This window comes from Kitasatospora saccharophila (assembly GCF_039529925.1).
GTDB classification, from domain to species: Bacteria; Actinomycetota; Actinomycetes; order Streptomycetales; family Streptomycetaceae; genus Kitasatospora; species Kitasatospora saccharophila.
In genome coordinates this window covers 1-24,859 of the sequence record NZ_BAAANS010000070.1, presented here as the reverse complement: position 1 = coordinate 24,859, position 24,859 = coordinate 1, and the positions used below count along the sequence as shown (strand labels likewise).

The 24,859-nt window shown below is 75.8% G+C and carries 23 protein-coding genes and 1 rRNA gene; 6 read left to right on the top strand and 18 right to left on the bottom strand.

What is annotated here, in order from left to right; genetic code table 11:
• Positions 1-355: 355 nt before the first annotated feature.
• A complete protein-coding gene (locus tag ABD345_RS34155; protein ID WP_344557957.1) occupies positions 356-973 on the bottom strand; it encodes an NUDIX domain-containing protein in 618 nt (205 codons plus the stop codon).
• Positions 974-1,088: 115 nt separating this feature from the next.
• The gene (gene pyrG, locus ABD345_RS34150) at positions 1,089-2,759 is read right to left on the bottom strand and encodes a CTP synthase (protein WP_344557955.1); all 1,671 of its coding nucleotides are present in this window, start codon (positions 2,757-2,759) and stop codon (positions 1,089-1,091) included.
• Between the two features lie 381 nt (positions 2,760-3,140).
• Here pyrG and ABD345_RS34145 point away from each other — a divergent pair, with 381 nt between their 5' ends.
• On the top strand, positions 3,141-5,069 hold the full coding sequence (locus tag ABD345_RS34145; protein ID WP_344557953.1) for a glycoside hydrolase family 15 protein: 1,929 nt from the start codon (positions 3,141-3,143) through the stop codon (positions 5,067-5,069).
• Between the two features lie 7 nt (positions 5,070-5,076).
• Here the strand turns inward: ABD345_RS34145 and ABD345_RS34140 are convergent, their stop codons facing one another.
• The 3 genes from ABD345_RS34140 to yczE all read right to left on the bottom strand — a co-directional run bounded on the left by ABD345_RS34140 (position 5,077) and on the right by yczE (position 9,044).
• The gene (locus ABD345_RS34140) at positions 5,077-6,237 is read right to left on the bottom strand and encodes a glycosyltransferase family 4 protein (protein WP_344557951.1); all 1,161 of its coding nucleotides are present in this window, start codon (positions 6,235-6,237) and stop codon (positions 5,077-5,079) included.
• A 126-nt stretch (positions 6,238-6,363) separates the two neighbouring features.
• Positions 6,364-8,097: a DNA repair protein RecN gene (gene recN, locus ABD345_RS34135; protein WP_344557979.1), complete on the bottom strand. Its 1,734-nt coding sequence runs from the start codon at positions 8,095-8,097 to the stop codon at positions 6,364-6,366.
• Positions 8,098-8,423: 326 nt separating this feature from the next.
• On the bottom strand, positions 8,424-9,044 hold the full coding sequence (gene yczE / locus ABD345_RS34130) for a membrane protein YczE (RefSeq protein ID WP_344557950.1): 621 nt from the start codon (positions 9,042-9,044) through the stop codon (positions 8,424-8,426).
• Positions 9,045-9,158: 114 nt separating this feature from the next.
• On the opposite strand from yczE, the gene yczR reads away from it, so the two are divergent.
• Positions 9,159-10,631 carry a MocR-like transcription factor YczR gene (gene yczR / locus ABD345_RS34125; RefSeq protein WP_344557949.1) on the top strand — a complete coding sequence of 491 codons (1,473 nt, stop codon included), beginning with the start codon at positions 9,159-9,161 and terminating at the stop codon, positions 10,629-10,631.
• 57 nt (positions 10,632-10,688) lie between these two features.
• Here yczR and ABD345_RS34120 read toward each other — a convergent pair whose 3' ends face one another.
• From ABD345_RS34120 to ABD345_RS34105, 4 genes are all read right to left on the bottom strand, one after another.
• Positions 10,689-11,591 (bottom strand): NAD kinase, encoded by a 903-nt coding sequence (locus tag ABD345_RS34120; RefSeq protein ID WP_344557948.1) that lies wholly within the window; start codon positions 11,589-11,591, stop codon positions 10,689-10,691.
• A 91-nt stretch (positions 11,592-11,682) separates the two neighbouring features.
• Positions 11,683-12,489, bottom strand: coding sequence for a TlyA family RNA methyltransferase (locus ABD345_RS34115; protein WP_344557947.1), 807 nt, complete (start codon positions 12,487-12,489; stop codon positions 11,683-11,685).
• 36 nt (positions 12,490-12,525) lie between these two features.
• Entirely contained in the window at positions 12,526-12,684 is a 159-nt protein-coding gene (locus tag ABD345_RS34110) for a hypothetical protein (RefSeq protein ID WP_344557946.1), read from the bottom strand.
• A complete protein-coding gene (locus tag ABD345_RS34105) occupies positions 12,677-13,930 on the bottom strand; it encodes a hypothetical protein (protein WP_344557945.1) in 1,254 nt (417 codons plus the stop codon). The genes ABD345_RS34110 and ABD345_RS34105 overlap by 8 nt, the downstream gene beginning before the upstream one ends.
• A gap of 130 nt (positions 13,931-14,060) precedes the next feature.
• On the opposite strand from ABD345_RS34105, the gene ABD345_RS34100 reads away from it, so the two are divergent.
• Positions 14,061-14,408, top strand: a complete 348-nt coding sequence (locus ABD345_RS34100; RefSeq protein ID WP_344557944.1) for an alkyl sulfatase C-terminal domain-containing protein — start codon at positions 14,061-14,063, stop codon at positions 14,406-14,408.
• Between the two features lie 14 nt (positions 14,409-14,422).
• On the opposite strand, the gene ABD345_RS34095 is transcribed toward ABD345_RS34100, so the two are convergent.
• From ABD345_RS34095 to ABD345_RS34075, 5 genes are all read right to left on the bottom strand, one after another.
• Entirely contained in the window at positions 14,423-15,106 is a 684-nt protein-coding gene (locus tag ABD345_RS34095; RefSeq protein ID WP_344557943.1) for a hypothetical protein, read from the bottom strand.
• A 53-nt stretch (positions 15,107-15,159) separates the two neighbouring features.
• Positions 15,160-15,822: a hypothetical protein gene (locus ABD345_RS34090; protein WP_344557942.1), complete on the bottom strand. Its 663-nt coding sequence runs from the start codon at positions 15,820-15,822 to the stop codon at positions 15,160-15,162.
• 92 nt (positions 15,823-15,914) lie between these two features.
• Positions 15,915-16,469 carry a hypothetical protein gene (locus ABD345_RS34085; RefSeq protein ID WP_344557938.1) on the bottom strand — a complete coding sequence of 185 codons (555 nt, stop codon included), beginning with the start codon at positions 16,467-16,469 and terminating at the stop codon, positions 15,915-15,917.
• Between the two features lie 87 nt (positions 16,470-16,556).
• Positions 16,557-17,600 carry an HAD-IIA family hydrolase gene (locus ABD345_RS34080; RefSeq protein ID WP_344557936.1) on the bottom strand — a complete coding sequence of 348 codons (1,044 nt, stop codon included), beginning with the start codon at positions 17,598-17,600 and terminating at the stop codon, positions 16,557-16,559.
• A 47-nt stretch (positions 17,601-17,647) separates the two neighbouring features.
• Positions 17,648-18,139 (bottom strand): tetratricopeptide repeat protein, encoded by a 492-nt coding sequence (locus ABD345_RS34075; RefSeq protein ID WP_344557934.1) that lies wholly within the window; start codon positions 18,137-18,139, stop codon positions 17,648-17,650.
• 106 nt (positions 18,140-18,245) lie between these two features.
• Between ABD345_RS34075 and ABD345_RS34070 the strand changes: the two genes are divergently transcribed.
• Positions 18,246-19,601 (top strand): DUF1015 family protein, encoded by a 1,356-nt coding sequence (locus tag ABD345_RS34070; RefSeq protein ID WP_344557932.1) that lies wholly within the window; start codon positions 18,246-18,248, stop codon positions 19,599-19,601.
• A gap of 25 nt (positions 19,602-19,626) precedes the next feature.
• Here the strand turns inward: ABD345_RS34070 and ABD345_RS34065 are convergent, their stop codons facing one another.
• The gene (locus ABD345_RS34065; RefSeq protein ID WP_344557930.1) at positions 19,627-20,517 is read right to left on the bottom strand and encodes a helix-turn-helix transcriptional regulator; all 891 of its coding nucleotides are present in this window, start codon (positions 20,515-20,517) and stop codon (positions 19,627-19,629) included.
• Positions 20,518-20,682: 165 nt separating this feature from the next.
• Between ABD345_RS34065 and ABD345_RS34060 the strand changes: the two genes are divergently transcribed.
• Both ABD345_RS34060 and ABD345_RS34055 read left to right on the top strand, forming a co-directional pair.
• Positions 20,683-21,699 carry a zinc-dependent alcohol dehydrogenase family protein gene (locus tag ABD345_RS34060; protein ID WP_344557928.1) on the top strand — a complete coding sequence of 339 codons (1,017 nt, stop codon included), beginning with the start codon at positions 20,683-20,685 and terminating at the stop codon, positions 21,697-21,699.
• 44 nt (positions 21,700-21,743) lie between these two features.
• Complete coding sequence (locus ABD345_RS34055; protein ID WP_344557926.1) at positions 21,744-22,157, top strand: (R)-mandelonitrile lyase; 414 nt, start codon at positions 21,744-21,746, stop codon at positions 22,155-22,157.
• Between the two features lie 87 nt (positions 22,158-22,244).
• Here ABD345_RS34055 and ABD345_RS34050 read toward each other — a convergent pair whose 3' ends face one another.
• The 3 genes from ABD345_RS34050 to rrf all read right to left on the bottom strand — a co-directional run.
• Positions 22,245-23,135: a tetratricopeptide repeat protein gene (locus ABD345_RS34050; RefSeq protein ID WP_344557978.1), complete on the bottom strand. Its 891-nt coding sequence runs from the start codon at positions 23,133-23,135 to the stop codon at positions 22,245-22,247.
• Entirely contained in the window at positions 23,132-24,418 is a 1,287-nt protein-coding gene (locus tag ABD345_RS34045) for a hypothetical protein (RefSeq protein ID WP_425556928.1), read from the bottom strand. The genes ABD345_RS34050 and ABD345_RS34045 overlap by 4 nt, the downstream gene beginning before the upstream one ends.
• 347 nt (positions 24,419-24,765) lie before the next feature.
• Positions 24,766-24,859 (bottom strand): 5S ribosomal RNA (gene rrf, locus ABD345_RS34040); the annotation flags it as partial.

Genomic DNA, 24,859 nt, shown 5'->3' with positions numbered 1-24,859 from the left:
GCGCCACTCCCGACCCGTCGCCCCGCACCCCGGGCCCGCCCACCGGGCCCTGTCCGCGAAGCGTAGTTCGCCCACCCCGCCCCGCCGAGACGCCCCGGTATGACCAACGGCCGAATCACCTTCCCGGCCCAACTGCGAGCGCGAAACCAGGGGAGAACTGCTGCACGCCAGACGCTGCGAAACCAGGGGCGCGGGGAACTGCGCGGCCAACCGAGCACGCACAGCCGGATCGCGAAGCAGGACGAGAGCTTGCTCCCCCAGCCCCAAGGGGGGCTGGGAGGTGCCCCCTTACCCGCGATCTTGCTGACGTGCGACTCCCGCCGCGCGCAGTTCCCCGCGCCCCCGTCCGCACCTTCTAGTACGGCCGGGCCGGCCACTGCGCGTCCGCGGGCCGGAGCGCGTCCAGGTCTCCGCCGGTCGCGCTGAGGGCGAGGACGCCGGTGACCAGGGTCGGGTTGTGGAGGTCGCCGGCCAGGATCAGCCGGACCAGTTCCCCGCGGGGCACCCAGGCCGCCTCGATCTCCAGCTCCTCGCCGTGCGCCTCGTAGCGTTCGCCGTCCGCCTCGGACAGCCCGGTCGCGAGGAAGATCCGCACGGCCTCGTCGCTGCCGCCGGGGGAGGTGAAGAAGTCGACCAGGACGCGCCAGTGCCCGGCCTTGCAGTGGGCCTCCTCGAAGAGCTCCCGCTGCGCCGCGTGCAGCGGGTTCTCGCCGGGAACGTCGAGCAGTCCCGCCGGCAGCTCCCAGAGCCGGTGCCGGACGGGGTGGCGGTACTGGCGCAGGGTCAGCACCCGGCCGTCCTCGTCGAGGGCGAGCACCGCGACCGAGCCGGGGTGCAGCTGGTAGTCGCGCTGGGCCCACTTCCCGTCCGGCATCAGGACCTGCTCGCTGCGCACGCCGGTCACCTTGCCCCGGAAGGGCGTGCTCCCGTCCCGGACGTCCCACTCCTCGGCCACGTCGTGAATCCCGGCCACCGGGCACCACCCCTTCTCGTCAGATAGACACAATCTACCGGACGCCCGCCCCGCGACACGCCGAAGCGCCCGCCGGGAGGATCCCGACGGGCGTTCGGTCACTTCAGCGGGCCGCTCAGCCGACCTTGCGGTCGATCGCCGCCGCGACCAGGCCGGCGAACAGCGGGTGCGGGCGGGTCGGGCGGGACTTCAGCTCGGGGTGGGCCTGGGTGGCGACCAGGTAGGGGTGGACCTCGCGCGGGTACTCGACGTACTCGACCAGGTCGCCCTTCGGGGAGAGGCCGGAGAACTGCAGGCCGGTCTTCTCCAGGTCGGCGCGGTAGGCGTTGTTGACCTCGTAGCGGTGGCGGTGGCGCTCCTCGACGTACTGCTCGCCGCCGTACACCTCGCGCACGATGGAGCCCTCGGCGAGCTTCGCCGGGTACAGGCCCAGGCGCATGGTGCCGCCCAGGTCGCCCTTGCCGTCGACGATGGCCAGCTGCTCGGCCATCGTGGAGATGACCGGGTACTTCGCCGCGGCGTCGAACTCGGTGGAGTTCGCCTCGGGCAGGCCGGCCAGGTTGCGGGCGGCCTCGATGACCACGCACTGCAGGCCCAGGCACAGGCCCAGCAGCGGCACCTTGTTCTCGCGGGCGTAGGTGATCGCGGCGACCTTGCCGTCCACGCCGCGGTCGCCGAAGCCGCCGGGGATGCAGACCGCGTCCACGTCGCCGAGCTGCTGCTGCGCGCCCTCGGGGGTGACGCAGTCGTCCGAGGCGACCCACTTGATCTGGACCCGGGCGTTGTTGGCGAAGCCGCCGGCCCGCAGCGCCTCGGTGACCGAGAGGTAGGCGTCCGGCAGGTCGATGTACTTGCCGACCAGGGCGACCTTGACCTCGTGCTGGGGCTCGTGGACGCGGCGCAGCAGGTCGTCCCAGACCGTCCAGTCCACGTCGCGGAACGGCAGGTCCAGGCGGCGCACCACGTACGCGTCCAGGCCCTCGCCGTGCAGCACCTTGGGGATGTCGTAGATCGACTTGGCGTCGATCGCGGCGACCACGGCCTCCTCGTCGACGTCGCACATCAGCGAGATCTTGCGCTTGATGGCCTGCGGCACCTCGCGGTCGGCGCGCAGCACGATCGCGTCGGGCTGGATGCCGATGTTGCGCAGCGCGGCCACCGAGTGCTGGGTGGGCTTGGTCTTCAGCTCGCCGGACGGGCCGATGTACGGCAGCAGCGAGACGTGCACGAAGAAGACGTTGTCCCGGCCGACCTCGTGGCGGACCTGGCGGACGGCCTCCAGGAACGGCAGCGACTCGATGTCGCCGACGGTGCCGCCGACCTCGGTGATGACCACGTCGACGTCCTCGGTCGCCATCCGGCGGATCCGGGACTTGATCTCGTTGGTGATGTGCGGGATCACCTGGACGGTGTCGCCGAGGTACTCGCCGCGCCGCTCCTTGGCGATCACGGTGGAGTGGACCTGGCCGGTGGTGACGTTCGCCGAACCGTGCAGGTTGGTGTCGAGGAAGCGCTCGTAGTGGCCGATGTCGAGGTCGGTCTCGGCGCCGTCGTCGGTGACGAAGACCTCACCGTGCTGGAACGGGTTCATGGTGCCCGGGTCCACGTTGAGGTACGGGTCGAGCTTCTGCATCGTCACCCGCAGGCCGCGGGCCTTCAGCAGGGCGCCGAGGCTGGAGGCGGTGAGCCCCTTGCCGAGCGAAGAGGCGACACCCCCGGTGACGAAGAGGTGCTTGGTCGTCACGGCACGGCCGTTGGCCGACTTGCCGGAATGGGGCTGTGCCAAGAGGGGGCTCCCGTGGGTCGCGTGTCGGAGGGTGACGCCGGTGGAGGGGCTCCCGGCCCTCGTTCCCACCAGTTCCACGGGATACCAGCGTATCAGTGCCCCGGCGACTGCTCGCCCGCGTCCGGGTGGACCGGCCCCGGCCGGGGCCGCCGGACGGCGCGTCGGGGCTGCTCGGACGGGGGTTCCCCGGCATGGCGCGCGGCGCGCGCGGGCAGGCGCCGGGGGCGCGTGCGCACGACCGAACCACCCGAACCCACGTATTCTGCTCAAACGTCGACAACCCCGCCCGAGACGTCCTCGCCCGAGGCGCCTCCGCCCGGGGCAGCCCCGCCCGACCCGTGCGCGCCCGTCCGCCGCGGGGCCCGCACGGAACGGAGAACCATGGCCGGTCGCATCGAGGACTACGCGCTGATCGGGGACATGCAGACCGCCGCGCTGGTCAGCCGGGACGGCGCGGTCGACTGGCTGTGCCTGCCCCGCTTCGACTCCCCCGCGGTGTTCGCCGGGCTGCTGGGCACCGACGAGCACGGCTTCTGGCGGATCGGCCCGGCCACCCCGGTCGAAGCGCCGTCCCCCGCCCCCGAACCCCGTTCGGCCCTGGTCGACACCGGGGAGCTGCGCGTCCCGCCGGTCACCGCCGCCGCGCCCGCGCTGCCCTGCGACCGGCGCCGCTACCGGGGCGACTCGCTGATCCTGGAGCAGGAGTGGGACACCCAGGACGGCACCGTCCGGGTGATCGACTTCATGCCGCCGCGCCACCTGCTCGGCACGCCCGACGTACCGCAGATGATCCGGATCGTCGAGGGCCTGGCCGGCACCGTCCGGATGCGCTCGGCGGTGCGGATGCGCTTCAGCTACGGCCGGATCGTCCCCTGGGTGCACCGGATCGAGCACCCCGAGGTCGGCCAGCGCACCGTCGCCGTGGCCGGGCCCGACTCGGTGTGGCTGGACGGCCGGGCCGAGACCTACGGGCGCGATCTGACCACGTACGCGGACTTCACCGTCGCCGCGGGCGAGCGGATCGCCTTCGGCCTGACCTGGAAGGCGTCGCACGAACCGGCCCCGGCCCCGCCGGACGCCGAGGGCGCGCTCGCCTCCACCGAGCGGTTCTGGCGCGACTGGGTCGAGCAGTGCACCTACCAGGGCCCCTACCGGGAGGCCGTGGTCCGCTCGCTGATCACCCTCAAGGCGCTCACCTACGCCCCCACCGGCGGCATCGTCGCCGCCCCCACCACCTCGCTGCCCGAGGACCTCGGCGGCGAGCGCAACTGGGACTACCGCTACACCTGGCTGCGCGACGCCGCGATCACGCTCTCCTCGCTGCTGCGCACCGGCTACCGCGAGGAGGCCCGGGCCTGGCGCGAGTGGCTGCTGCGCGCGGTGGCCGGCGACCCGGAGAACCTGCAGATCATGTACGGCATCGCCGGGGAGCGCGAACTCACCGAGTCCGAGCTCGACTGGCTGCCCGGCTACGAGGGCTCCCGCCCGGTCCGGGTCGGCAACGGCGCCGCCGGGCAGCTCCAGCTCGACGTGTACGGCGAGGTCGTCGAGGCGCTGCACCTGGCCACCATGTCCGGCCTGTCCCGGCACGACCACGCCCACCAGTTGCAACTGCGCCTGATCGAGTACCTGGAGGAGCACTGGCGCAACCCGGACGAGGGCATCTGGGAGGTCCGCGGGCCGCGCCGGCACTTCGTGCACTCCAAGGTGATGGCCTGGGTCGCCGTCGACCGCACCCTCAAGCTGCTGGCGCAGGCCGAGGAGCCGCCCGCCGACCTGGTCGAGCGCTGGACGGCGCTGCGCGCCGAGATCCACGCCGACGTGTGCGCCCGCGGCTACGACCCGCAGCGCAACACCTTCACCCAGTACTACGGCGGCCAGGAGCTGGACGCCTCGCTGCTGCTGATCCCGCAGGTCGGCTTCCTGCCGCCGGACGACAAGCGGGTCATCGGCACCATCGAGGCGATCCAGCGCGAACTGTCCACCGAGGACGGCTTCGTGCTGCGCTACCCGACGCACGACGAGGACGGCAACAACGTCGACGGATTGTCCGGACACGAGGGGGCGTTCCTGGCCTGCTCGTTCTGGCTGGCCGACGACCTGGCGATGATCGGCCGGGTCGGCGAGGCCCGCGAGCTGTTCGAACGGCTGCTGGCGCTGCGCAACGACGTCGGCCTGCTGGCCGAGGAGTGGGACCCGCGGGCCCGCCGCCAGGTGGGCAACTTCCCGCAGGCGTTCAGCCACGTCCCGCTGATCGACACCGCGCTGCGGCTGACCGCGGCGGGCGGCCTCAACCTGTCCTCGGGCTGAGGCGGGCTCAGTTCGCCCGCTGCACCAGCTCGTCGTAGATGGACAGCACCTGGGCGACGGTCGCCGCCTCGTCCGGCCAGGTGCGGGCCTGGGCCCGGCCGGCGGCGGCCAGCGCGGCGCGGCGCCCCGGGTCGGCGAGCAGCCCGCGGACGGCCGAGCCGAGCGCCCGCGGGTCGGCGAACGGGACCAGCACGGCGGCGTCGCCGACCAGTTCGGGCACCCCGCCGACCGCGGTGGCCACCACCGGGACGCCGGCCCGCATCGCCTCCTGGGCGACCAGCGAACGGGCCTCCCAGCGGGAGGAGAGCACCACCAGGTCGGCGGCGGCCAGCAGGTCGGGGATGTCGGTGCGGTAGCCGAGCAGCTCGACGGGCAGCCGCTCGGCGGCGACCCGCTCGCGCAGGCCCGGCCGCTCGGGGCCGTCCCCGGCCAGCAGCACCCGCGGCGCCGGGGCGCCCGGCGCCGCGAACCGCGGCACCGCGTCGAGCAGCAGCCCGAAGCACTTCTGCGGGACGAGCCGGCCGATCGCCAGCACCACCGGGCGGCCGTCGTCCCCACCGGGCAGCGCCTTGCGGGCGGCCTCCCGGTCGAGGGTGCCGGGCGGCATCGGCGGGGCCGCGACCGGGCCCAGCCGGGCGTCGGTGGCGCCCAGTTCGCGGGCCCGGGCGACCAGGTCGGAGGAGGCGCCCAGGACCAGGTCGGCGGCCCGCACCACCCGGCGCTCCATCAGGCGCTGCAGGCGGCGGTCGAGCCCAGTGGTGAGCAGCGCGTGGTGCGAGGTGACCACCAGCGGGGTCTCCGGGCGGATGCCGGGGAAGCGCCCGGCGGTGCGCAGCGCCAGGTCGGAGAGCAGGCCGGCCCGCAGGCCGTGGGCGTGCACGACGTCGGCGCCGGTGAAGGCGCGGCGCAGCTCGCCGATCGCGGTGGCGTCGCTGCGGGCGCCGGAGGTCGGGGTGATGTCGACGGCGTGCAGCCGGGCGCCCGCCGCGGAGAACCCGAACAGCCGGTCGGTGCCCTCGGGGGCGCAGACCGTGACCGAGACGCCGTGCGCGACCAGCCCGCCGGTCAGGGACCGCACGTGGGCGCCGATGCCGCCGGTCGCGGCGGAGAGGACGAGCACCGCGTGCAACTGGGGAGCCGCGGCGGCCCGGGCGGCGGAATGGTCCACGTCTGTCTCGCTCCGACTCGTTGTCAGCTGGTGTCCGCTCGCCACCATGCCAGGTCGGTCCGCCTCTTGGACAGTCGGCGCCGCCGCTGGCGCGTCGCCCGCGGCGGCGCCGGCCGCTTCCCCGGGTCAGCGGGCCCGGGCGGTGCGGGCGGCCTCCAGCAGCTCCTCCGCGTGGGCCCGGCCGAGCTCGGAGTCCTCCAACCCGGCGAGCATCCGGGACAGTTCGCGCACCCGCTCCTCGTCGTTGAGGGTCTTCACGCCGCTGCGGGTGACGGTGCCGTCGTTGGTCTTCTCCACCACCAGGTGCCGGTCCGCGAACGCGGCGACCTGCGGGAGGTGGGTGACCACCACGACCTGGGCGCTGCGGGCGAGTTTGGCCAGCCGGCGGCCGATCTCGACCGCCGCCTTGCCGCCGACGCCCGCGTCGACCTCGTCGAACAGGTAGGTGGGGACGGGGTCGGCGCCCGCGAACACCACCTCGACGGCCAGCATCACCCGCGACAGCTCGCCGCCGGAGGCGCCCTTGGCGATCGGGCGGGGCTGCGCGCCGGGGTGCGGGGCGAGCAGCACCTCGACCTCGTCGACGCCGTGCGGGCCGTAGGAGACGCTGCGGCCCTCCAGTTCGATGCCCGCCAGGTCGTCGAGCTGGCTGATCGCGAACGTCACCCGGGCGTGCGGCATGGCGAGTTCGGCGAGCTCGTCGGAGACCGCGGCGGCGAACTTGTCGGCGGCGGCGTGCCGGGCCTGCGAGACCTCGGCCGCCAGGTCGGCCAGCCGGGCCCGCAACTCGGTCTCCCGGGCGCCGAGTTCGTCGATCCGCTCGTCGTCGCCGTCCAGCTCCAGCAGCCGCACCGAACCGGTCTCGGCCCAGGCGATCACCTCGGCCAGGGTGCCCTCCGTGCCCGCGTACTTGCGCACCAGGTGGGCCAGCACGCTGCGGCGCTCCTCGACGGCGGCCAGCCGGACCGGGTCGGCGTCCAGGTCGTCGGCGTACCCGGCGAGGTCGCCGGCCACGTCGGCCAGCAGGTAGCCGCACTCGCCGAGCCGGTCGGCCAGGGCCGCCAGGCGCTCGTCGTGGTGGCGCACCGCGTCGACGGCCCGGCGGGCCTGGGCGAGCAGGGTGCCCGCGTCCACCGCCTCCGGGTCGGCCGGGTCGCCCGCGAGGGCGGCGTGCGCGAGCGTCGCGGCGGAGGACAGCGCGTCGGCGTGGCCGAGCCGCTCGGCCTCCACGGCCAGCTCGGCGTCCTCCCCGACGACCGGCTCGGCGGCGGCGACCTCCTCCAGGCCGAAGCGCAGCAGGTCCGCCTCCTGGGCCCGCTCCCGGGCCCGGGTGGTCAGCTCCTCCAGCGTCGCCGAGACCTGCCGCAGCTCCCGGTACACCTCCCGGTAGCGGGCCAGCGGCTCGGCGACGGCCTCGCCCGCGTACCGGTCCAGCGCGCCGCGCTGCCGGGACGGGCGCAGCAGCCGCTGCTGGTCGGTCTGGCCGTGCACCGCGATCAGGTCCTCGCCGAGCTCGGCGAGCAGGCCGACCGGCACCGAGCGGCCGCCGACGTGCGCCCGGGAGCGGCCCTCGGCCGAGACGGTGCGGCTGACCAGCAGCTCGCCGTCGTCCAGCTCCGCGCCCGCCTCCAGCGCCCGCGCCACCACCGGCGAGGCCGGGTCCAGCGTCAAGCGCCCCTCCACCACGGCCCGTTCGGAGCCGTTGCGCACCAGCGCCGGGTCGGCCCGGCCGCCGAGCAGCAGGCCCAGGCTGGTCACCACCATGGTCTTGCCCGCACCGGTCTCGCCCGTGACGGCGGTGAAGCCGGGGGCGAGCTCGACCACCGCATCGTCGATGACACCCAGATCCCGTATCCGCATCTCGTCCAACACGGAGACGACCTTACGAGGTTCCACCGTCGCTTTGCGACGACCGCCCCCGTTTCACCCCTGAGTGGCGGTGCGGGGGGTGGGCATTCAGGGGCTCGGTAAGAACGGCGGGAGGCGAAACCAGGGGCTCGGGGAACGGCGAGCCCGGGTCTGCTGGCGGTTCACTGCCGGAGCGCGCATCGGCTTCCGGTTCTGTTACTACACGCAGCAGCACGAACCTCCGATGGGCTCCGACCGTCAGCAGCATCGACCCGCCGTTCCCCGGGCCCCTGATTGTGCATCCCGCCGTTCTCAGCCGAGCCCCCGACGGGGCTCCCCTATGCCGGGACGGTCAGGCGCGGCAGGAAGAACTGCACCAGCGGGCCGATGGCCAGCGCGTAGGCGATCGTCCCGACGCCGAAGGTGCCGCCGAGGGCGATGCCGGCGGTCAGGACGGTCAGCTCGATGCAGGTGCGGATCAGCCGGACGGAACGGCCGGTGCGCCGGTGCAGGCCGGTCATCAGGCCGTCGCGGGGGCCGGGGCCGAGCCGGGCGCCGATGTACAGGCCGGAGGCGAGGGCGTTCAGGAGGATGCCGGTGGCGAGCAGCGGGACGCGGACGGCGAGGGCGTGCGGGTGCGGGACGGCGGAGAGGGTGGCGTCCATGGCGACGCCGAGGACCAGCACGTTGCCGACGGTGCCGATGCCGGGCTTCTGGTGCAGCGGGATCCACAGCAGCAGGACCAGCGCGCCGACCAGCGTCACCCAGGTGCCGACGCTGAGGTGGACGTGCCGGGCCAGGCCCTGGTGGAAGACGTCCCACGGGTTGCCGCCGAGCGAGGAGCGCAGCACCAGGCCCATCGAGACGCCGTACAGCACCAGGCCGACGGCGAGCTGGGCGAAGCGGCGGGGCAGTCCGGTGCGGAGCGGGGCGGTGGTCAGGGGCAGGGTGGCCGCCATCGGGTGGACCTCTTCTCGGTGTGGTGCTTGCCGTTCTCCGGCACTGCAGGCCACTATGGGGAGTCCAAAACGCGGCCCGAAAGGGCCAATCCGCACCAGGTGGACTGATCCGCGATGTCCGAGTGGCACAGCACGCTCACCCCGCACGCCCTCGCCCGGCAGCTGCCCGCCCCGGACGGCCGCCGCCCCGCCTACCGGGCGCTGGCCGCCCAGGTCTCCCGGCTGGTCGTCGACGGCCGCCTCCCGGTCGGCACCCGGCTGCCCGCCGAGCGCGAACTCGCCGCCGAGCTGAACCTCTCCCGCACCACCGTCGCCGCCGCGTACGAGGCGCTGCGCGCGGACGGCTACCTGCGCTCGCGGCGCGGCGCCGGCTCCTGGACGGCCCTGCCGGCGGGCACCGCCCCGCCCGGCGACGCGCTGCACCCGGTCTCCCCCGAGCAGGGGGCCGTCCTCGACCTGGGCCTGGCCGCGCCCACCGCCCCCGAGCAGCTGGCCGAGGCCGCCGCGCACGCCCTCGCCCAGCTGCCCGCGTACGCCGGCGGGCACGGCAACTACCCGACCGGGCTGCCGGTGCTGCGCGAGGCCGTCGCCCGCCGCTACACCGAGCGCGGCCTGCCCACCGGCCCCGAGCAGGTGCTGGTCACCACCGGGGCGATGAGCGCCCTGCACCTGGCCCACCAGGCGCTGCTGTCGCGCGGCGACCGGGTCGCCGTCGAGGCGCCCAGCTACGCCAACACGCTGCGCGCCCTGGAGAAGGCCGGCGCCCGCCTGGTGCCCGTCCCGCTGGCCGAGGACGCGGCCGGCCGCACCGGCTGGGACCTGGCGCAGTGGCAGCGGGTGCTGCGCGGCGCCGCCCCCCGGCTGGCCTCGGTCATCCCCGACTTCCAGAACCCCACCGGCGCGCTGGTCGACGAGGAGCAGCGCCGCGCCCTGCTGGCCCACGCCCGGGCGGCCGGCACCACCGTGATCGCCGACGAGACCTGCGCCGAGCTCGGCTGGGGCGTCGCGGAGCGCGACCTGCCCCGGCCGCTGGCCGCGCTCGACCGGGACGCCCAGGTGATCACCGTCGGCTCGGCCGGGAAGATCCTCTGGCCCGGCCTGCGGATCGGCTGGCTGCGCGCCCAGCCGTCCCTGGTCCGGCGGCTGGCCGCCGACCGGGCGCTGTACGACCTGGGCACGCCCGTCCTGGAGCAGCTGATCGCGGCCCGGCTGCTGACCGAGCACCTGCCCGCCGTCCGGGCCGACCGGCACGCGCGGCTGCGGGCCACCGCCGGGGCGTTCGCCCGCGAGCTGCCCCGGCACTTCCCCGGCTGGCGCTTCACCCTGCCCCCCGGCGGCCTGGCCCTGTGGGCCGCCACCCCCGGCCTGCCGGCCGGCGCCCTGGCCCGGGCGGGCGAGCGGACCGGGGTCCGGATCGCCTCCGGCGCCCGCTTCGGCATCGACGGCGCCTTCGAGGAGCACCTGCGGCTGCCGCTGACCCTGCCCGCCGCCCGCGTCCCCGAGGCCCTGCGCCGGATCGCCGAGGCCGCCGAACTGTCCCGCACCGAGCGCCTCGCGGGCGAGGACCCGGTGCCCGCCGCGCTCTGAACGGACGTCAATCCCCGTCCGGGGCCGGTCCGTCCGGCCGGCGGCCGCGCCCCGGCCTCAGCAGTTGTCCGAGCGCCCGCGCCACCCCGTCACCGGCAGCGCGAACTTGGCCACCAGCCGGTCCGTGAACGGGGCCCGGTGCAGCCGGGCCAGCCGCACCGGGGTCTTGCCCCGGCGGACCTCCACCCGGGCGCCGGCCGGGAGTTCGGCCGAGCGGCGGCCGTCGCACCACAGCACCCCGTGCTGGGTCTTCGGCTGCACCTCCACCGCCAGCACCGAGTCCGGCGAGGTCACCAGCGGGCGGGCGAACAGCGCGTGCGCGCTGATCGGCACCATCAGCAGCGCCTCCACCTCCGGCCACACCACCGGGCCGCCGCCGGAGAACGCGTACGCGGTGGAGCCGGTCGGCGTGGACAGCACCACCCCGTCGCAGCCGAAGTTCGACACCGGGCGGCCGTCCACCTCGGTGACCACCTCCAGCAGCCGCTCCCGGGACGCCTTCTCCACCGAGGCCTCGTTCAGCGCCCAGTCCTCGTGCAGCACGTCACCGTTGGTGCGCACCAGCACGTCGATGGTCATCCGCTCCTCGACCTCGTAGTCGGCGGCCACCACCCGCTCCACCACCGTCGCCAGGTCGTCGCGTTCCGCCTCGGCGAGGAACCCGACCCGGCCCAGGTTGATCCCGAGCATCGGCAGCCCCGACTCGCGGGCCAGTTCGGCGCCGCGCAGCAGCGTGCCGTCCCCGCCCGCGACCAGGATCAGCTCGCAGCCGTCCGCCGCGCCGTGCCCGCCGGGCACCAGCTCCACCCCGTCCGGCAGGTCCAGGCCCACCGCCTCCGCCTCCAGCAGCCGGATCCGGATCCCCGCCCGCAGCAGGCCGTCCACCAGGCCCTCCACGCTGCGCAGGGCCGCCTCCCGGCCGGTGTGCGCGATCAGGAAGACCGTACGACGATCGCTCATTCCCCGCTGCCCTCTCCCTACGCCCGCCGGGCCACCACGGCCCGGCCACGACCTGCCAGTCTGCGCAACGCCCGGACGCCTGCCAAGTACCCTACTGGGGCCCCTCGGCCACGGCCCGGTCCGCCGCCGCCGGATCCAGCGGCTCCGCGTCGCGGCGCAGCCACAGGAAGTACTCCACGTTGCCCGACGGCCCCGGCAGCGGCGACGCCGCCACCGCCCGCACGCCCAGCCCGGACTCCCACGCCTGCCCGGCGACCTGCCGGATCGTCTCGGCCCGCAGCTGCGGCGAACGCACCACCCCGCCCGAGCCCAGGCGGTCCTTGCCGATCTCGAACTGCGGCTTCACCATCAGCACCAGGTCCGCCTCCGGCGCGGCGCAGCGGGCCAGCGCGGGCAGCACCAGGCCCAGCGAGATGAACGACAGGTCGCCCACCACCAGGTCCACCGGCTCGCCGCCGATCAGCTCAAGGGTCAGTTCCCGCACGTTGGTGCGGTCCATCACCGTCACCCGGGCGTCGCTCTGCAGCGACCAGGCCAGCTGCCCGTAGCCGACGTCCACCGCCAGCACGTGCGCGGCGCCCGCGCGCAGCAGCACGTCGGTGAACCCGCCGGTGGAGGCGCCCGCGTCCAGCGCCCGGCGGCCCTCGACCACCAGGCCCTGCGGCCCGAACGCCGCGAACGCGCCCGCCAGCTTGTGGCCGCCGCGCGAGACGTAGTCCGGGTCCGCGTCGTCCTTGGCGACCACCACCGCCGCCGCGGTCTCCACCTGCGTCGCGGGCTTCGTCGCCACCGTCCCGCCCACCGTCACCCGGCCCGCCGCGATCAGCTCGCTCGCGTGCTCCCGCGAACGGGCCAGCTTGCGGCGCACCAGCTCCGCGTCCAGACGGCGTCGTGCCACTGCCACTGCTACGTCAGCTCCCACATCGGACGGTCCCTACCCGCGGTCCAGCGCCGCGAGGGTCGCGGCGAGCCGCGCATGGACATCTTCGTACACCCCGGCCCACTGCTCCGCCCCCGCCCCGTCCGGCTCCCCCAGCCGGGCCAGCACCCCGTCCACCTCGGGGACGCCCGTACGGACGACGTCCTCACTCACCGCCGTCACCCGCCCGCGGCGCGGCACCGGGCTCGGCGGACGCGCGCTTCGCGGCGGCCTTGCGGGCCGGGGCCTGCTCCGCGGGGGCCTCACCGGCCGGAGCCCGCCCGGCGGGGGCCTGCTGCGCCGGGGCCTGCTCGGTCGCCGCCCGCTTCGCCGCCGCCTTCCTCGCCGCCGTCTTCTTCGCCGGGGCCTTCTTCGCGGGCGGCCGCCCGCTCGCGGACGCCACCACCGCCGCGCCCTCGGCGGGCGAGATCGGCCCCGACTCCCCCGTCGCCGGCTTCCTCACGGGCGCCTTCTTCGCGCCGGCCTTCTTCGCGCCGGCCTTCTTCGCGCCGGCCTTCTTCGCGGGCAGCGGCGCGCCCGGCACCGCGTCCGCGAGCGCCCCGACCGCCGCCTCCCCCGCGGACGGCCGCACGACGGGCTTCTCCGCCGCCGCCCGCTTCGCCGGGGCCTTCTTCGCGGCCGCCTTCTTCGCCACCGTCCGCGGCGTCACGGCCGGTTCCCCGCCCGCCGGGGCGGCCGCCTTGCGCGGCACCGAGCGCTTCGCCGCCGCCTGCTTGGCCGCCGCGCCCTTCCGCGCCGCCGCCTTGCGGGCCGGAGCCCGCCGCGGGCCCGCCGGGGCGCCGCCGTCTACCACGCCGCCGTCCGCCGCACGGGCGTCCGCCGCCGGGGCCCGGCGCGCCGCGGCCTTCTTCACGCCCGACGCCGAACCGGCCGCCTGCTTGCGGGCGGCCGCCTTGCGCGCCGTCGCCTTCCGGCCCTTGGCCACCGCCGCGCCGTCCCCGTCCGCCGCCTCCGCCGGGGCGACCGGGGCGGCCTCCGGCTCCGCGTCCCAGCCCGCGTCGAACAGGCCCTGGGCCCGTGCCGCCGGACGGACCACCGGCTCCTCGTCCGCCGGCTCCTGCGCCGCCGTCCCGCCGGCCACCGGCTCCTCCTCCACCTCCCGCAGCTTCGACTCCAGGAAGCTCAGCACCACGCCGACCTTCACCACCTGGTCCCCGACCTTCTCGAAGACCCGCTCCACCTCGCCCCGGGCCACCCCGGCCACCAGGTCGACCCCGGCCCGGCCGGCCGTCACCACCTCCCCGGCGAGCACCCGCAACTGCTCGACCCCGGGCGGGAGTTCACCGCCCTGCTGGAGCAGCCCGCCGGCCGTGTCCAGCACCCGGCGGCCGGCCTCCTCGACCAGTTCGCCCGCCACCACCAGCACGCCCCGCACACCCCGCACCGCGTCCTGCAGCATCCGTCCGCCTCCTCTGCGCACCGACTGCCCACACCGGACCGCCCGCACCGACGCTACCCGTTCCCGGCCGCCGCCGTGCGGTGCTGCGCTAGCGTGGAGCGCCGGACGACCACCGAGGGAGCGAGCGCAGATGGCCACCACCGAGGAGTGCCGCACCGCCCTGGAGCAGCTCAGCCGCAACCTGGCGGCCGCCGGCGGCGACATCCGCAAGGCCGCCGCCCTCGACCGCTCCCTGAGCTGCCACCTCACCGACCTCGACCTGACCTTCACCGGCCGGCTCGCCGACGGGCGGCTGACCGGCATCACCGACGCCCCCGGCCCGCCCGCCGACAAGGCCGACATCAGGCTCACCACCACCGGCGACGACCTGGTGGCCCTGGTCGACGGCCGGCTGTCCTTCCCGACCGCCTGGGCCACCGGCCGACTCAAGCTCGACGCGGGCTTCCGCGACCTGCTGCGCCTACGCACCCTGCTCTGAGCCCACCGCGTCACTCAGCAGGACTGCGTCGGCAGCCCCGCGACCGGATCATCGTCCTTCGGCAGCGGCTCGACCGCCACCTCCCCGCCCCGGCGCACCCGGGCGACCGGGTCGCCGGTCAACTGCCCGTCCGAGAGCACCAGGTAGTACGTGCGCGGCTCGCCGTCCACCCGCACCCCGGCGACCCGCACCACCTCCAGCGCCGCGCCCCCGCACTCGACGCCGACCAGCTCCTCCCCGTCCGCGTCGACCAGCAGCAGCCAGCCGTCGCCGCTCGGGTCGCTGACGGTGTACCCGAGCGACGGCTGCTCCCGGTGCGGGTGGTACTCCGTGTCGATGCAGTCCGTCGACCGCCCGGTCCGCTCCGCCACGCCCAGGCACCACGTCCCGTCGGTGCGCGTCCAGGTGAGGTAGCCGGTCTTCTCCTCGTAGTGGGCGACCGAGAGGGTGCCCGAACGGGTGTCCGCCACCTGCTCGACCTGCGCCAGCATCGCCGCGGCGTGCTCCCGGGCCGGCTTCCCGAACGCCGACGAGCCGTCGGCCGCCGCCACCGGCGCCGAACCCGCCACCGAACCCGCCGCGGGCGTGCCGCCCCCCGGGGACGGGTGCACCGCCCCGGACGGGCGCACCGCCGCCGGCGGCCCGTCCGAGGTGCAGCCGACCGCGCCCGCCAGCACCGCACCGCACACGGCGGCCACCGCCACCGCTCCACCCCACGGACCCCGCACGACTCCCCCTCCGAAACGCCGCTTCACTCACAGGACCGGGACGACGGCCCGCCCCCGGCCGGTTCCCGCGGAACCTCCAGCGGCTCCTCGACCTGCTGGCCCCCGTCGACCAGCAGCGTCGCCGCCGGGCGGCCCGTCAACTCCCCCGCCGAGAAGACCAGGTAGTGCCGGCGGCCGCCCTCCGGGAAGTGCTCCTCGCCGATCGGCACCACCTGCAACTGCTCCCCGCCGCAGCGCACCCCGACCAGCTGCTCCCGGTCCGCGTCGACCTGGACGAACCACCGGTCGTCCACCGGGGCGTACCGGAACACCCGCAGCACCGGCCGCTCCGCCAGCGGCTCGGGCGCCCCGGCCTGGCACGAGCTCTCCGCCGCGGAGCGGCCGCCCGCCGTGTGGCCCAGGCACTGCCGGCCGCCCGACCCGGTCCAGGTGAAGAACCCCACCGCACCCTCGCGGTGGACCAGCCGGACCGAACCCGCCACGGTGTCGTCCTGCCCCTCGATCTCCTCCCGCATCTCCACCACCCCGGCGTCCGCGGCCCCCCGGTCCTCGACCACCGCCGAAGCGCCCACCACGGGCGCCCCGCTCAGCCCGGCGGGCACCCCGCTCCCCGCCGCGGCCGCCGGACGACCGCCCGGGACGCACCCGGCCGCGCCCGCCAGCAGCACGCCGCACCCCGCGGCCACCGCCGCGGTCCTCCCCCGAAAACCCCGCACCGCATCCCCCGATCCCCCGTGCTCCGTCGGACGCACCGTACACCGAGCGTCCGACGCCCCGGTCAGCCGGGAGCGGCCCCCGGGCCCGGCGGCAGCACCGCCTCCTGCCCCCGCAGCACGTCGGTGCCCGCCGTGCCGTCGTCCCGGACCACCTCGACCACCAGCGGGCCCGCCGGGACGGGCCCGCCCGCCAGCAGGTAGTACCGGCGCGCGCCGCCCGCCAGCAGGTCGACGTCCATCGCGAACAGGCGCGGCCGCTCCGGTCCGCCGGACACGCCCGTCACCCGCTCCCGGTCCGTGACGACCAGCAGCTCCCAGCGGTCCCCGGACACCCAACCGGCGGCGATCCGTGCCAGCGGGCCCGCCACCGGCGGCTCGGAGCCGGGGGCCCGGCAGCTGCTCGGCCCCCTGGCGCGCGACCCCAGGCAGCGCTCGCCGTCCGCCGACCACCAGACGAACAGCGGATCGCCGTCCAGCTCACCGACCCGGAGCGGCGGCCCCGGCACCGCCGACCGCTCCCCCGCCGGCGCCGGACGGCCGTCGGATCCGCACGCCAGCAGCACCAGCAGCACCGCGCCCCCGGCCGCCGCCGACACCCGGCCCCGCCCACCGCGCACGGCTCCCCCTCCCCGGAATCCGACGGACGCACCGTACCCCGACCGCCTGACGGCGCGTCAGTACGCCTGCCGGGGGCACCCGGGCCGTCAGGCCGCCGCGGGCAGGCCCGCCAGGGCCTTCGCCGACTCCGGCGCCGCGCCGTTCGCGTCCGCCCAGGTCCAGGCCGCCGCGCACAGCGCCCGCAGCGCGTCGATCCGGCCGCCCGCGCCGTCCAGCACCAGCACGCCGCCGTCCGCGCCCGCCGTCCAGCCGCCGCAGCCGAACCGGCCGCCGCCCAGCGCCGCCACCTCGGGCTGCGGCTCCAGCAGGCCCCGCAGGTCCTGCGCCAGGTACGTCGGACGGTGCCGCACCGGGGCGGCGAGCACCTGCTCCGGGGTGGCGATGCCGGTGAACACCAGCAGCGAGTCCACCCCGCCGTTGAACGCGCCCTCGATGTCGGTGTCCAGCCGGTCGCCGACCACCAGCGGCCGCTTCGCGCCCGTCCGCAGCACCGTCTCCCGGTGCATCGGCGGCAGCGGCTTGCCCGCCACCTCCGGCTCCACGCCGGTCGCCGCCCGCACCGCCGCCACCAGCGTCCCGTTGCCCGGGGCGATGCCGCGCGCGGTCGGGATCGACAGGTCCGTGTTCGAGGCCACCCACGGCAGCCCCCGGCCCACCGCGTACGAGGCCTCCGCCAGGTCCGCCCAGCCCACCGACGGGTCGTAGCCCTGCACCACCGCCGCCGGGTCGTCCTCCAGCGAGCGCACCGGCACCAGCCCGCGCTCCTCCAGCGCCTCCAGCAGGCCCGCCCCGCCGATCACCAGCACCCGCGACCCGGCCGGCACCTTCTCCGACACCAGCCGCGCCGCCGCCTGCGCCGAGTTGATCACGTCCGCCGGGTCGGCCGGCACGCCCAGCTCGGTCAGGTGCTCCGCCACCACCCGCGGCGGCCGCGACGCGTTGTTGGTGACGTACGCCAGCCGCATCCCGGCCGCCCGGGCCCGGTCCAGCGACTCCACCGCGTGCCCGATCGCGTGCGGCCCGGCGTACACCACGCCGTCCAGGTCCAGCAGCGCCGTGTCGTACGCCTCCGTCAGCGCCTCCGCGCTGGCCCCCGGCACGCTCCGCACCGCCGCGGCGTTCTCCGTCATCGCTGCTCCACCCTCGTCACCTCGAACCGAACCGGACACCCGCCACCCTATGGCGCGGCCGGGCCCTCCGGCGGAGCCAGGTACCCGGGCGCCCCCGGCAGCAGCGGGCCGTACGCCCCCGCCCGGGCCGCCAGCGTCGCCCGGGTCTGCCGCAGCGCCGCCTGGTAGTGCCGGTTGCCGGGCTGCATCGCCACCGCCAGCGCCAGGTGCTCCGCCGAGGTCTCGAAGTCGCCCAGCCGGGCCGCCGACACCCCCCACCCGAACTGCGCGTAGTCGTCCGACGGGTCGGCCTCCGCCACCGCCCGGAAGCTCGCCAGCGCCTGGCCGTACTGCCCCGCGTCGAACTGCGCCCGGGCCAGCGCCTCCCGGATCGACCCCGAGCCCGGCTCCGCCTCCGCCGCCCGCGCCAGCAGTTGCACCGCCGCCGCCGGGTGCTTCTCCTCCAGCAGCCGCACCCCGCGCCGGTACCAGTCGTACACCCCGCCGCCGGGCACCCCGCCGCCGTTGCCGTTGCCGTCCTCGTGCTCCAGCTGTCCCATCCGCGCCTACCCCGCTTCCCGCTCGTCCCGCTCGCCCCGCCCTTGATCCGGACGTCCGCCTTCGTCGCGATCTCCCAACAAGGACTACCCGGCTAACATGCCCAGAATGAGCGCCCCTCGTGCCGAAACCGGCAACGAGCCCTCGGGCGGCCCCGGAGACCCCGGGCACGTCGCCACCGCAGGGCTGTCCCTGTCCCCGTTCCGCGGCCTGCGCTACGACCCGCACCGGGTCGGCGACCTGGCCGCGGTCACCTCCCCGCCGTACGACGTGGTCGACCCCGGACGGCGCCTGGACCTGGAGACCGCCGACCCGCACAACATCGTCCGGCTGATCCTCCCCCGCCCCGAACCCGAGGACGCCGGCGACCGCCCCGACCGCGACACCCGCTACCGGCACGCCGCCCGGCTGCTCCGCGACTGGCGCCGGCAGGGCGTCCTGACCGCCGACCCGCACCCCGCCCTGTACGTCTACGAGCAGCGCACCCCCTCCGGCACCCTCCAGCGCGGCCTGATCGGCGCCCTCGCCGTCAGCGGCCCCGAGGCGGGCGTCGTCCTCCCGCACGAGGACGTCATGCCCAAGCCGGTCGCCGACCGGGTCGGCCTGATGCGCACCACCCGCGCCAACCTCGAACCGCTGCTGCTCACCTACCGCGGCCACGGCCGCGCCGCCGAGGTCGTCGAGCGCGCCGCCGGCACCGAACCGCTGCTCGCCACCACCACCAGCGACGGCACCCGCCACCGCCTGTGGGCCGTCACCGACCCCGCCGACCTGGCCGCCGTCACCCGCGACCTGGCCACCTGCCGCGCCCTGATCGCCGACGGCCACCACCGCTGGGAGATGTACCTGCGGCTGCAGCGCGAGCACCGCCACCTGCCCCGCAGCCCGTGGGACCGCGGCCTGGTCCTGCTGGTCGACACCGACCGCTACCCGCTGCGGGTCCGCGCCATCCACCGCGTCCTGCAGCGCCTCCCGCTCGACGCCGCGCTCACCGCCCTCGACCCCGCCGCCTGGCGGCTCACCGCCCTGCCCGGCACCCTCCCCGACGCCCTGCACGCCCTCGCCGAGGCGCACCGCTCCCCCGGCAACTCCTTCGTCCTCACCGCCGGCGACGGCCGTTTCCACCTGCTCACCGGCCCCGACGAGGCCACCCTCGCCGCCGCCGTCCGCACCGACCGCCCCGAGGAGTGGCGCCGCCTGGACGCCACCGTCCTGCACGCCGTCCTGCTCGACCGCACCTGGCACGTCCCCGACAGCCCCGAGCACATCGGCTACCTGCACTCCGCCGAGGCCGCCGTCCGCGAGGCCGCCCGCACCGGCGGCACCGCCGTCCTGCTGCACCCCGTCGAGGAGCGCGTGGTGCGCCGGCTCGCCGAGCAGGGCGTCACCATGCCCCGCAAGTCGACCTCCTTCGGCCCCAAACCGGCCACCGGGCTGGTCCTGCGCTCCCTCGAACTCGGCTGACCCGCCCCGCCGGGGGCGGCCGCGGTCAGCCCGCCGCGGGCTCCTGCGGGCGGTCCGCGGCCTCCCGGGTGGCGGCCCAGCTCGCGAGCAGGCGCAGGGCCTGTTCGGAGGGGGAGCCGGGTTCGGCGGTGTAGACGGTCAGGGCCAGGCCGGGCGCGGCGGTCAGCTCCATGCCCTCGTAGGCGAGGGTGAGTTCGCCCACCACCGGGTGGTGGAAGCGCTTGGTGCCGGTGCCGTGGTGGCGGACGTCGTGGGCGCCCCAGCGGGTGCGGAACTCGTCGCTGCGGGTGGAGAGTTCACCGACCAGGTCGTGCAGGTCCCTGTCGTGCGGGTCGCGGCCGGCCTCGGTGCGCAGCATCGCGACGGTGATGTCGGCGGCCCGCTCCCAGTCCGGGTAGAAGCTCCGGGATCCGGGGTCGAGGAACTGGTAGCGGGCGAGGTTGCCGCGGTGGCCCGGGTCGTCGTACACCCCGGCGTAGAAGCCGCGGGCGAGCTGGTTCGCGGCCAGCAGGTCCATCCGGCCGTTGCGGACGAACGCGGGCCCGCCGGTGACGGCGTCCAGCGTCCACTGCAGGGCGGGGTGCGCCGTCCACGGCCGGGCGGCCCGGCGGCGCGGGCGGGCGAGCGCGTCGGAGCCGTCGGCGGCCCGGGCGAGGTTCAGCAGGTGGGCGCGTTCGGCGTCGTCGAGCTGCAGGGCCCGGGCGAGGGCCTCCAGGACGGCGGGCGAGGCGCCGGCCAGGTTGCCGCGCTCCAGCTTGGCGTAGTACTCGACGCTCAGGTCCGCGAGCGCGGCGACCTCGCTGCGGCGCAGGCCGGGCACCCGGCGGCGGGGGCCGGCGGGCATGCCCGCCCGCTCGGGGGTGATCTTCGCGCGCCGCGAGGTGAGGAACTCGCGGACCTCCTGGCTGTTGTCCACGCCTCCGACGGTACGGGTCGGCGGGCCCGGGAGGGGTGCACCCGCGGTACACCCCTCACCGGTGACTCGCTGCCGGGTCCGGGAGCGGGTTCCCTGGATCACGTGGCGCCCCGCGACCCGCGGTCCGCCGCTCCCTCCCCTCCCGGAACGCGAAGGAAGCCCCTGATGCGCGGCGCAGTGATCCACGCCCCCGGCGACGTCCGGTTCGAGACCCTGGACGACCCGAAGGTCCTCCACCCCACCGACGCGGTCATCCGCACGGCCGTGACCTGCGTGTGCGGCTCCGACCTGTGGCCCTACCGGGGCGCGGAGCCGATCGGCGACCCGCACCCGATGGGCCACGAGTACGTCGGCTTCGTCGAGGAGGTCGGCTCCGCGGTCACCGGCCTGCGACCGGGCCAGTTCGTGGTCGGCTCGTTCGCCACCTCCGACAACACCTGCCCGAACTGCCTGAACGGCTTCCAGTCGAACTGCCTGCACCGCGAGTTCATGTCCACCTGCCAGGCCGAGTACGTGCGCGTCCCCAACGCCGCCGGCACCCTGGTCGCCCTCGACGAGGTACCGGACGAGTCGCTCTGGCCGGGCCTGCTGGCGAACTCGGACGTGATGGGCACCGGCTGGTGGGCCGCCGACGCCGCCCGGGTCCGCCCCGGCTCCACCGCCGTCGTCGTCGGGGACGGCGCGGTCGGCCTGTGCGCGGTGATCGCCGCCAAGGAGCTGGGCGCCGAGCGGATCATCGCGATGTCCCGCCACGAGTCCCGGCAGGAGCTCGCCCGGGCCTTCGGCGCCACCGACGTCGTCGCCGAGCGCGGCGAGGACGGCGTCGCCCGGATCAAGGAGCTGACCGGCGGCATCGGCGCCGACAGCGTCCTGGAGTGCGTCGGCACCGCTCAGTCCACGGCCCAGGCCCTGCACTCCGCCCGCCCCGGCGGCAGCGTCGGCTTCGTCGGCGTCCCGCACGGCGTCACCGTGGACGGCCAGGAGCTGTTCTTCTCCCACGTCGGCCTGCGCGGCGGCCCCGCCCCCGTCCGCCGCTACCTGCCCGACCTGATCGAGCGCGTCCTGTCCGGCCGGATCGACCCCGGCCGGGTCTTCGACCTCACCCTGCCCCTCGACCGGGTCGCCGAGGGCTACCGGGCGATGGACGAACGCCGCGCGATCAAGGCCCTCCTCACGCCCTGACCGCCGCGCACCCGCCCCCGGAGCCCCCGAAGGAGACCGAACCCGTGGAATTCGTCCAGCCCCGGCCCACCAGCAAGGCCCCCGGCGACTGGTTCACCGGCGACGTCTGGTGGGACGTCATCGCCGCCGGCCGGGCCCCCTCCCGCCTGCGCGCCAACCTGGTCCGCTTCGCCCCCGGCGCCCGCACCCACTGGCACGCCCACGCCGTCGGCCAGACCCTCCACGTCGTCTCCGGCACCGCCCTGATCGGCACCCGGGACGGCACCCTCTTCGAGGCCCGCCCCGGCGAGACGGTCAGCTGCCCGCCCGGGGAGGAGCACTGGCACGGCGCCGCACCCGACCGCTTCACGGAGCACGTCGCCCTGTGGGAGACCACCGACGACGGCACCCCCGAGACCACCTGGGCGGAACCCGTCACCGACGAGCAGTACGGCGGCCCGCGCACCCGCCGCCCGTAGCGCGCCGCACCCCGACCCGGAACGAGGGAGGGCCCCTCCGCCGCACTGGCGGAGGGGCCCTCCCTCGTCACTTCCTACCGGCGCACGTCAGCCCTGCTTCGGCTGCTCCTGCTCCTTGAACGAGTCCTCGTCGTAGTCCTCGTCGATCTCCAGGTCGTCCTCGTCGTAGAACTCCTCGACGTCCTCTTCGTCCTCGAAGATCATCCGGTCGTCGCCGACGTCGTCCTTGTCGATCTGACGGCGCACCGGCTCCACGGCCTCCGCGCCCTCGTCCTCGACCTCGGCGTCCTCGTCCAGCGCGTCGGTGAACTCCACGCCGTCGATCTCCGCCAGCCGCTCGGCCGCGTTGGTCGAGCCGTCCGTGTCCGCCTCCACGGCCTTCACGAACCACTCCCGGGCCTCGTCCGCCCGACCCGCCGCGATCAGCGCGTCCGCGTACCCGTAGCGCAGCCGCGCCGTCCAGGGGTGGATCGCCGAGGACGCCAGCTCGGGGCTCTGCAGCGTCACCACGGCGGCGTCGAACTGCTCCAGGTCGGCCCGGGCACCCGCCGCGACCAGCCGCATCTCGACCTGACCGGCCTTGTCCAGCTGCTTCACCTCGGGCTCGCCGGCCATCGCCAGCGCCCGCTCCGGCCGGCCCAGACCGCGCTCGCAGTCCGCCATCACCGGCCACAGGTCGACCCGCCCGGTCATCCGCTTCGCCGCCCGGAACTCGGTCAGCGCCTCGGAGTACCGCTGCGTCATGTACGAGGCGAACCCGGCCGCCTCGCGCACGCTCGCCACCCGCGACGCCAGCCGCAGCGCGACCCGCGAGTAGTTGTAGGCCTCCTCCGGCTCGCTGTCGAGCAGCCGCGCCACCATCACCAGGTTGCGCGCCACGTCGTCCGCCAGCGTCTTCGGCAGGCTCTTCAGGTCCTGCTTGACGTCCGCGTCGATCTCGAAGCCGGTCACGTCGTCCGGGATCGGCAGCCGCTTCACCGGCTCCTGACGCCGCTCGTCGTACCCACCGCGGTCACCGCGGTCGTACCCGCCCCCGCGCGGCCGGTCGTCCCGCCCGCCCCGGAAGCCGCCACGGTCGCCCCGGTCGTCCCGCCCACCGCGGTAGCCACCCCGGTCGTCGCGACGCTCGAACCCACCGCTGCGCTGCGGCCGGTCGTCCCGCCCCCGGAACCCGCCGCCCTGCGGACGGTCGTCCCGGTTGCCCCGGTAGCCACCACCCTGCGGACGGTCGTCGCGACGCTCGAAGCCACCACTACGCTGCGGACGGTCGTCGCGGTCACGCCCGTACGACGGACGGTCCTCGCGCGGACGGAACCCACCGCGGTCGCCACCCTGCGGACGGTCGTCCCGGTTGCCCCGGTAGCCACCACCCTGCGGACGGTCGTCGCGACGCTCGAAGCCGCCACTGCGCTGCGGACGGTCGTCGAACGAACGCTCCTCACGCGGACGGTAGCCACCGCCCTGCGGACGGTCATCCCGGCCCCGGAACCCACCACCCTGCGGACGGTCGTCCCGGTTGCCCCGGTAGCCACCCCGGTCGTCCCGACGCTCGAACCCACCCTGCGGGCGGTCCTCACGCGGACGGTAGCCACCGCCGCCCTGCGGACGGTCGTCCCGGTTGCCCCGGTAGCCGCCGCCCTGCGGACGGTCGTCGCGACGCTCGAAGCCACCGCTGCGCTGCGGACGGTCGTCGCGGTCACGCCCGTACGACGGACGGTCCTCGCGCGGACGGAACCCACCGCGGTCGCCACCCTGCGGACGGTCGTCCCGGTTACCCCGGTAGCCACCACCCTGCGGACGGTCATCGCGACGCTCGAAGCCGCCACTGCGCTGCGGACGGTCGTCGAACGAACGCTCCTCACGCGGACGGTAGCCACCGCCCTGCGGACGGTCGTCCCGGCCCCGGAACCCACCACCCTGCGGACGGTCGTCCCGGTTGCCCCGGTAGCCACCACCCTGCGGACGGTCATCCCGACGGAAGCCACCGCGGTCCCCGCCCTGCGGACGGTCGTCGCGCGAGCGGTAACCGCCGCCACCGCCACCGCCGTACGACGGGCGGTCCTCACGCGGACGGTAGCCGCCGCCACCGCCGCCCTGCGGACGGTCGTCCCGGTTGCCGCGGTACCCACCGCCGCCACCGCCGCCGTACGACGGGCGGTCGTCACGCGAGCGGAAGCCCCCGCGGTCGCCGCCGCGGTCACCGCGGTCGTCACGACCCCGGTAGCCGCCGCCTTCGCCACGGTCGTCACGACGAGGGCCACGGTCGTTCGACCAGCCCCCGCTCGACCTGGGCTCGTACCCCCGGCCGCCGTCGTTACGGCGCTCGGGCCGGTCCTGGGGCGGGTTCGACATGCTGGTGACTCCTGTCTGCACACTGCGAGTTCGAGAGGCGCCACTGCCGTTCCACGACACCAGCGCGAGATCCGGACACCTCCAGCCCCACCGGGGTCCGGAACGTCCGCCTTGTCCATTGTCCGGCATCCGGCAGGACACCGCGTCCGGGTGACCCCGTCGCACCGTCCGCCGGCCGTACGCATGTCCGGTTGATGCCCAACAAAAAAGGCCGAGGCCCCAGCGAATCGCTGGGGCCTCGGCCTATTGAAGAATTGTTCGGCGGCGTCCTACTCTCCCACAGGGTCCCCCCTGCAGTACCATCGGCGCTGTGAGGCTTAGCTTCCGGGTTCGGAATGTAACCGGGCGTT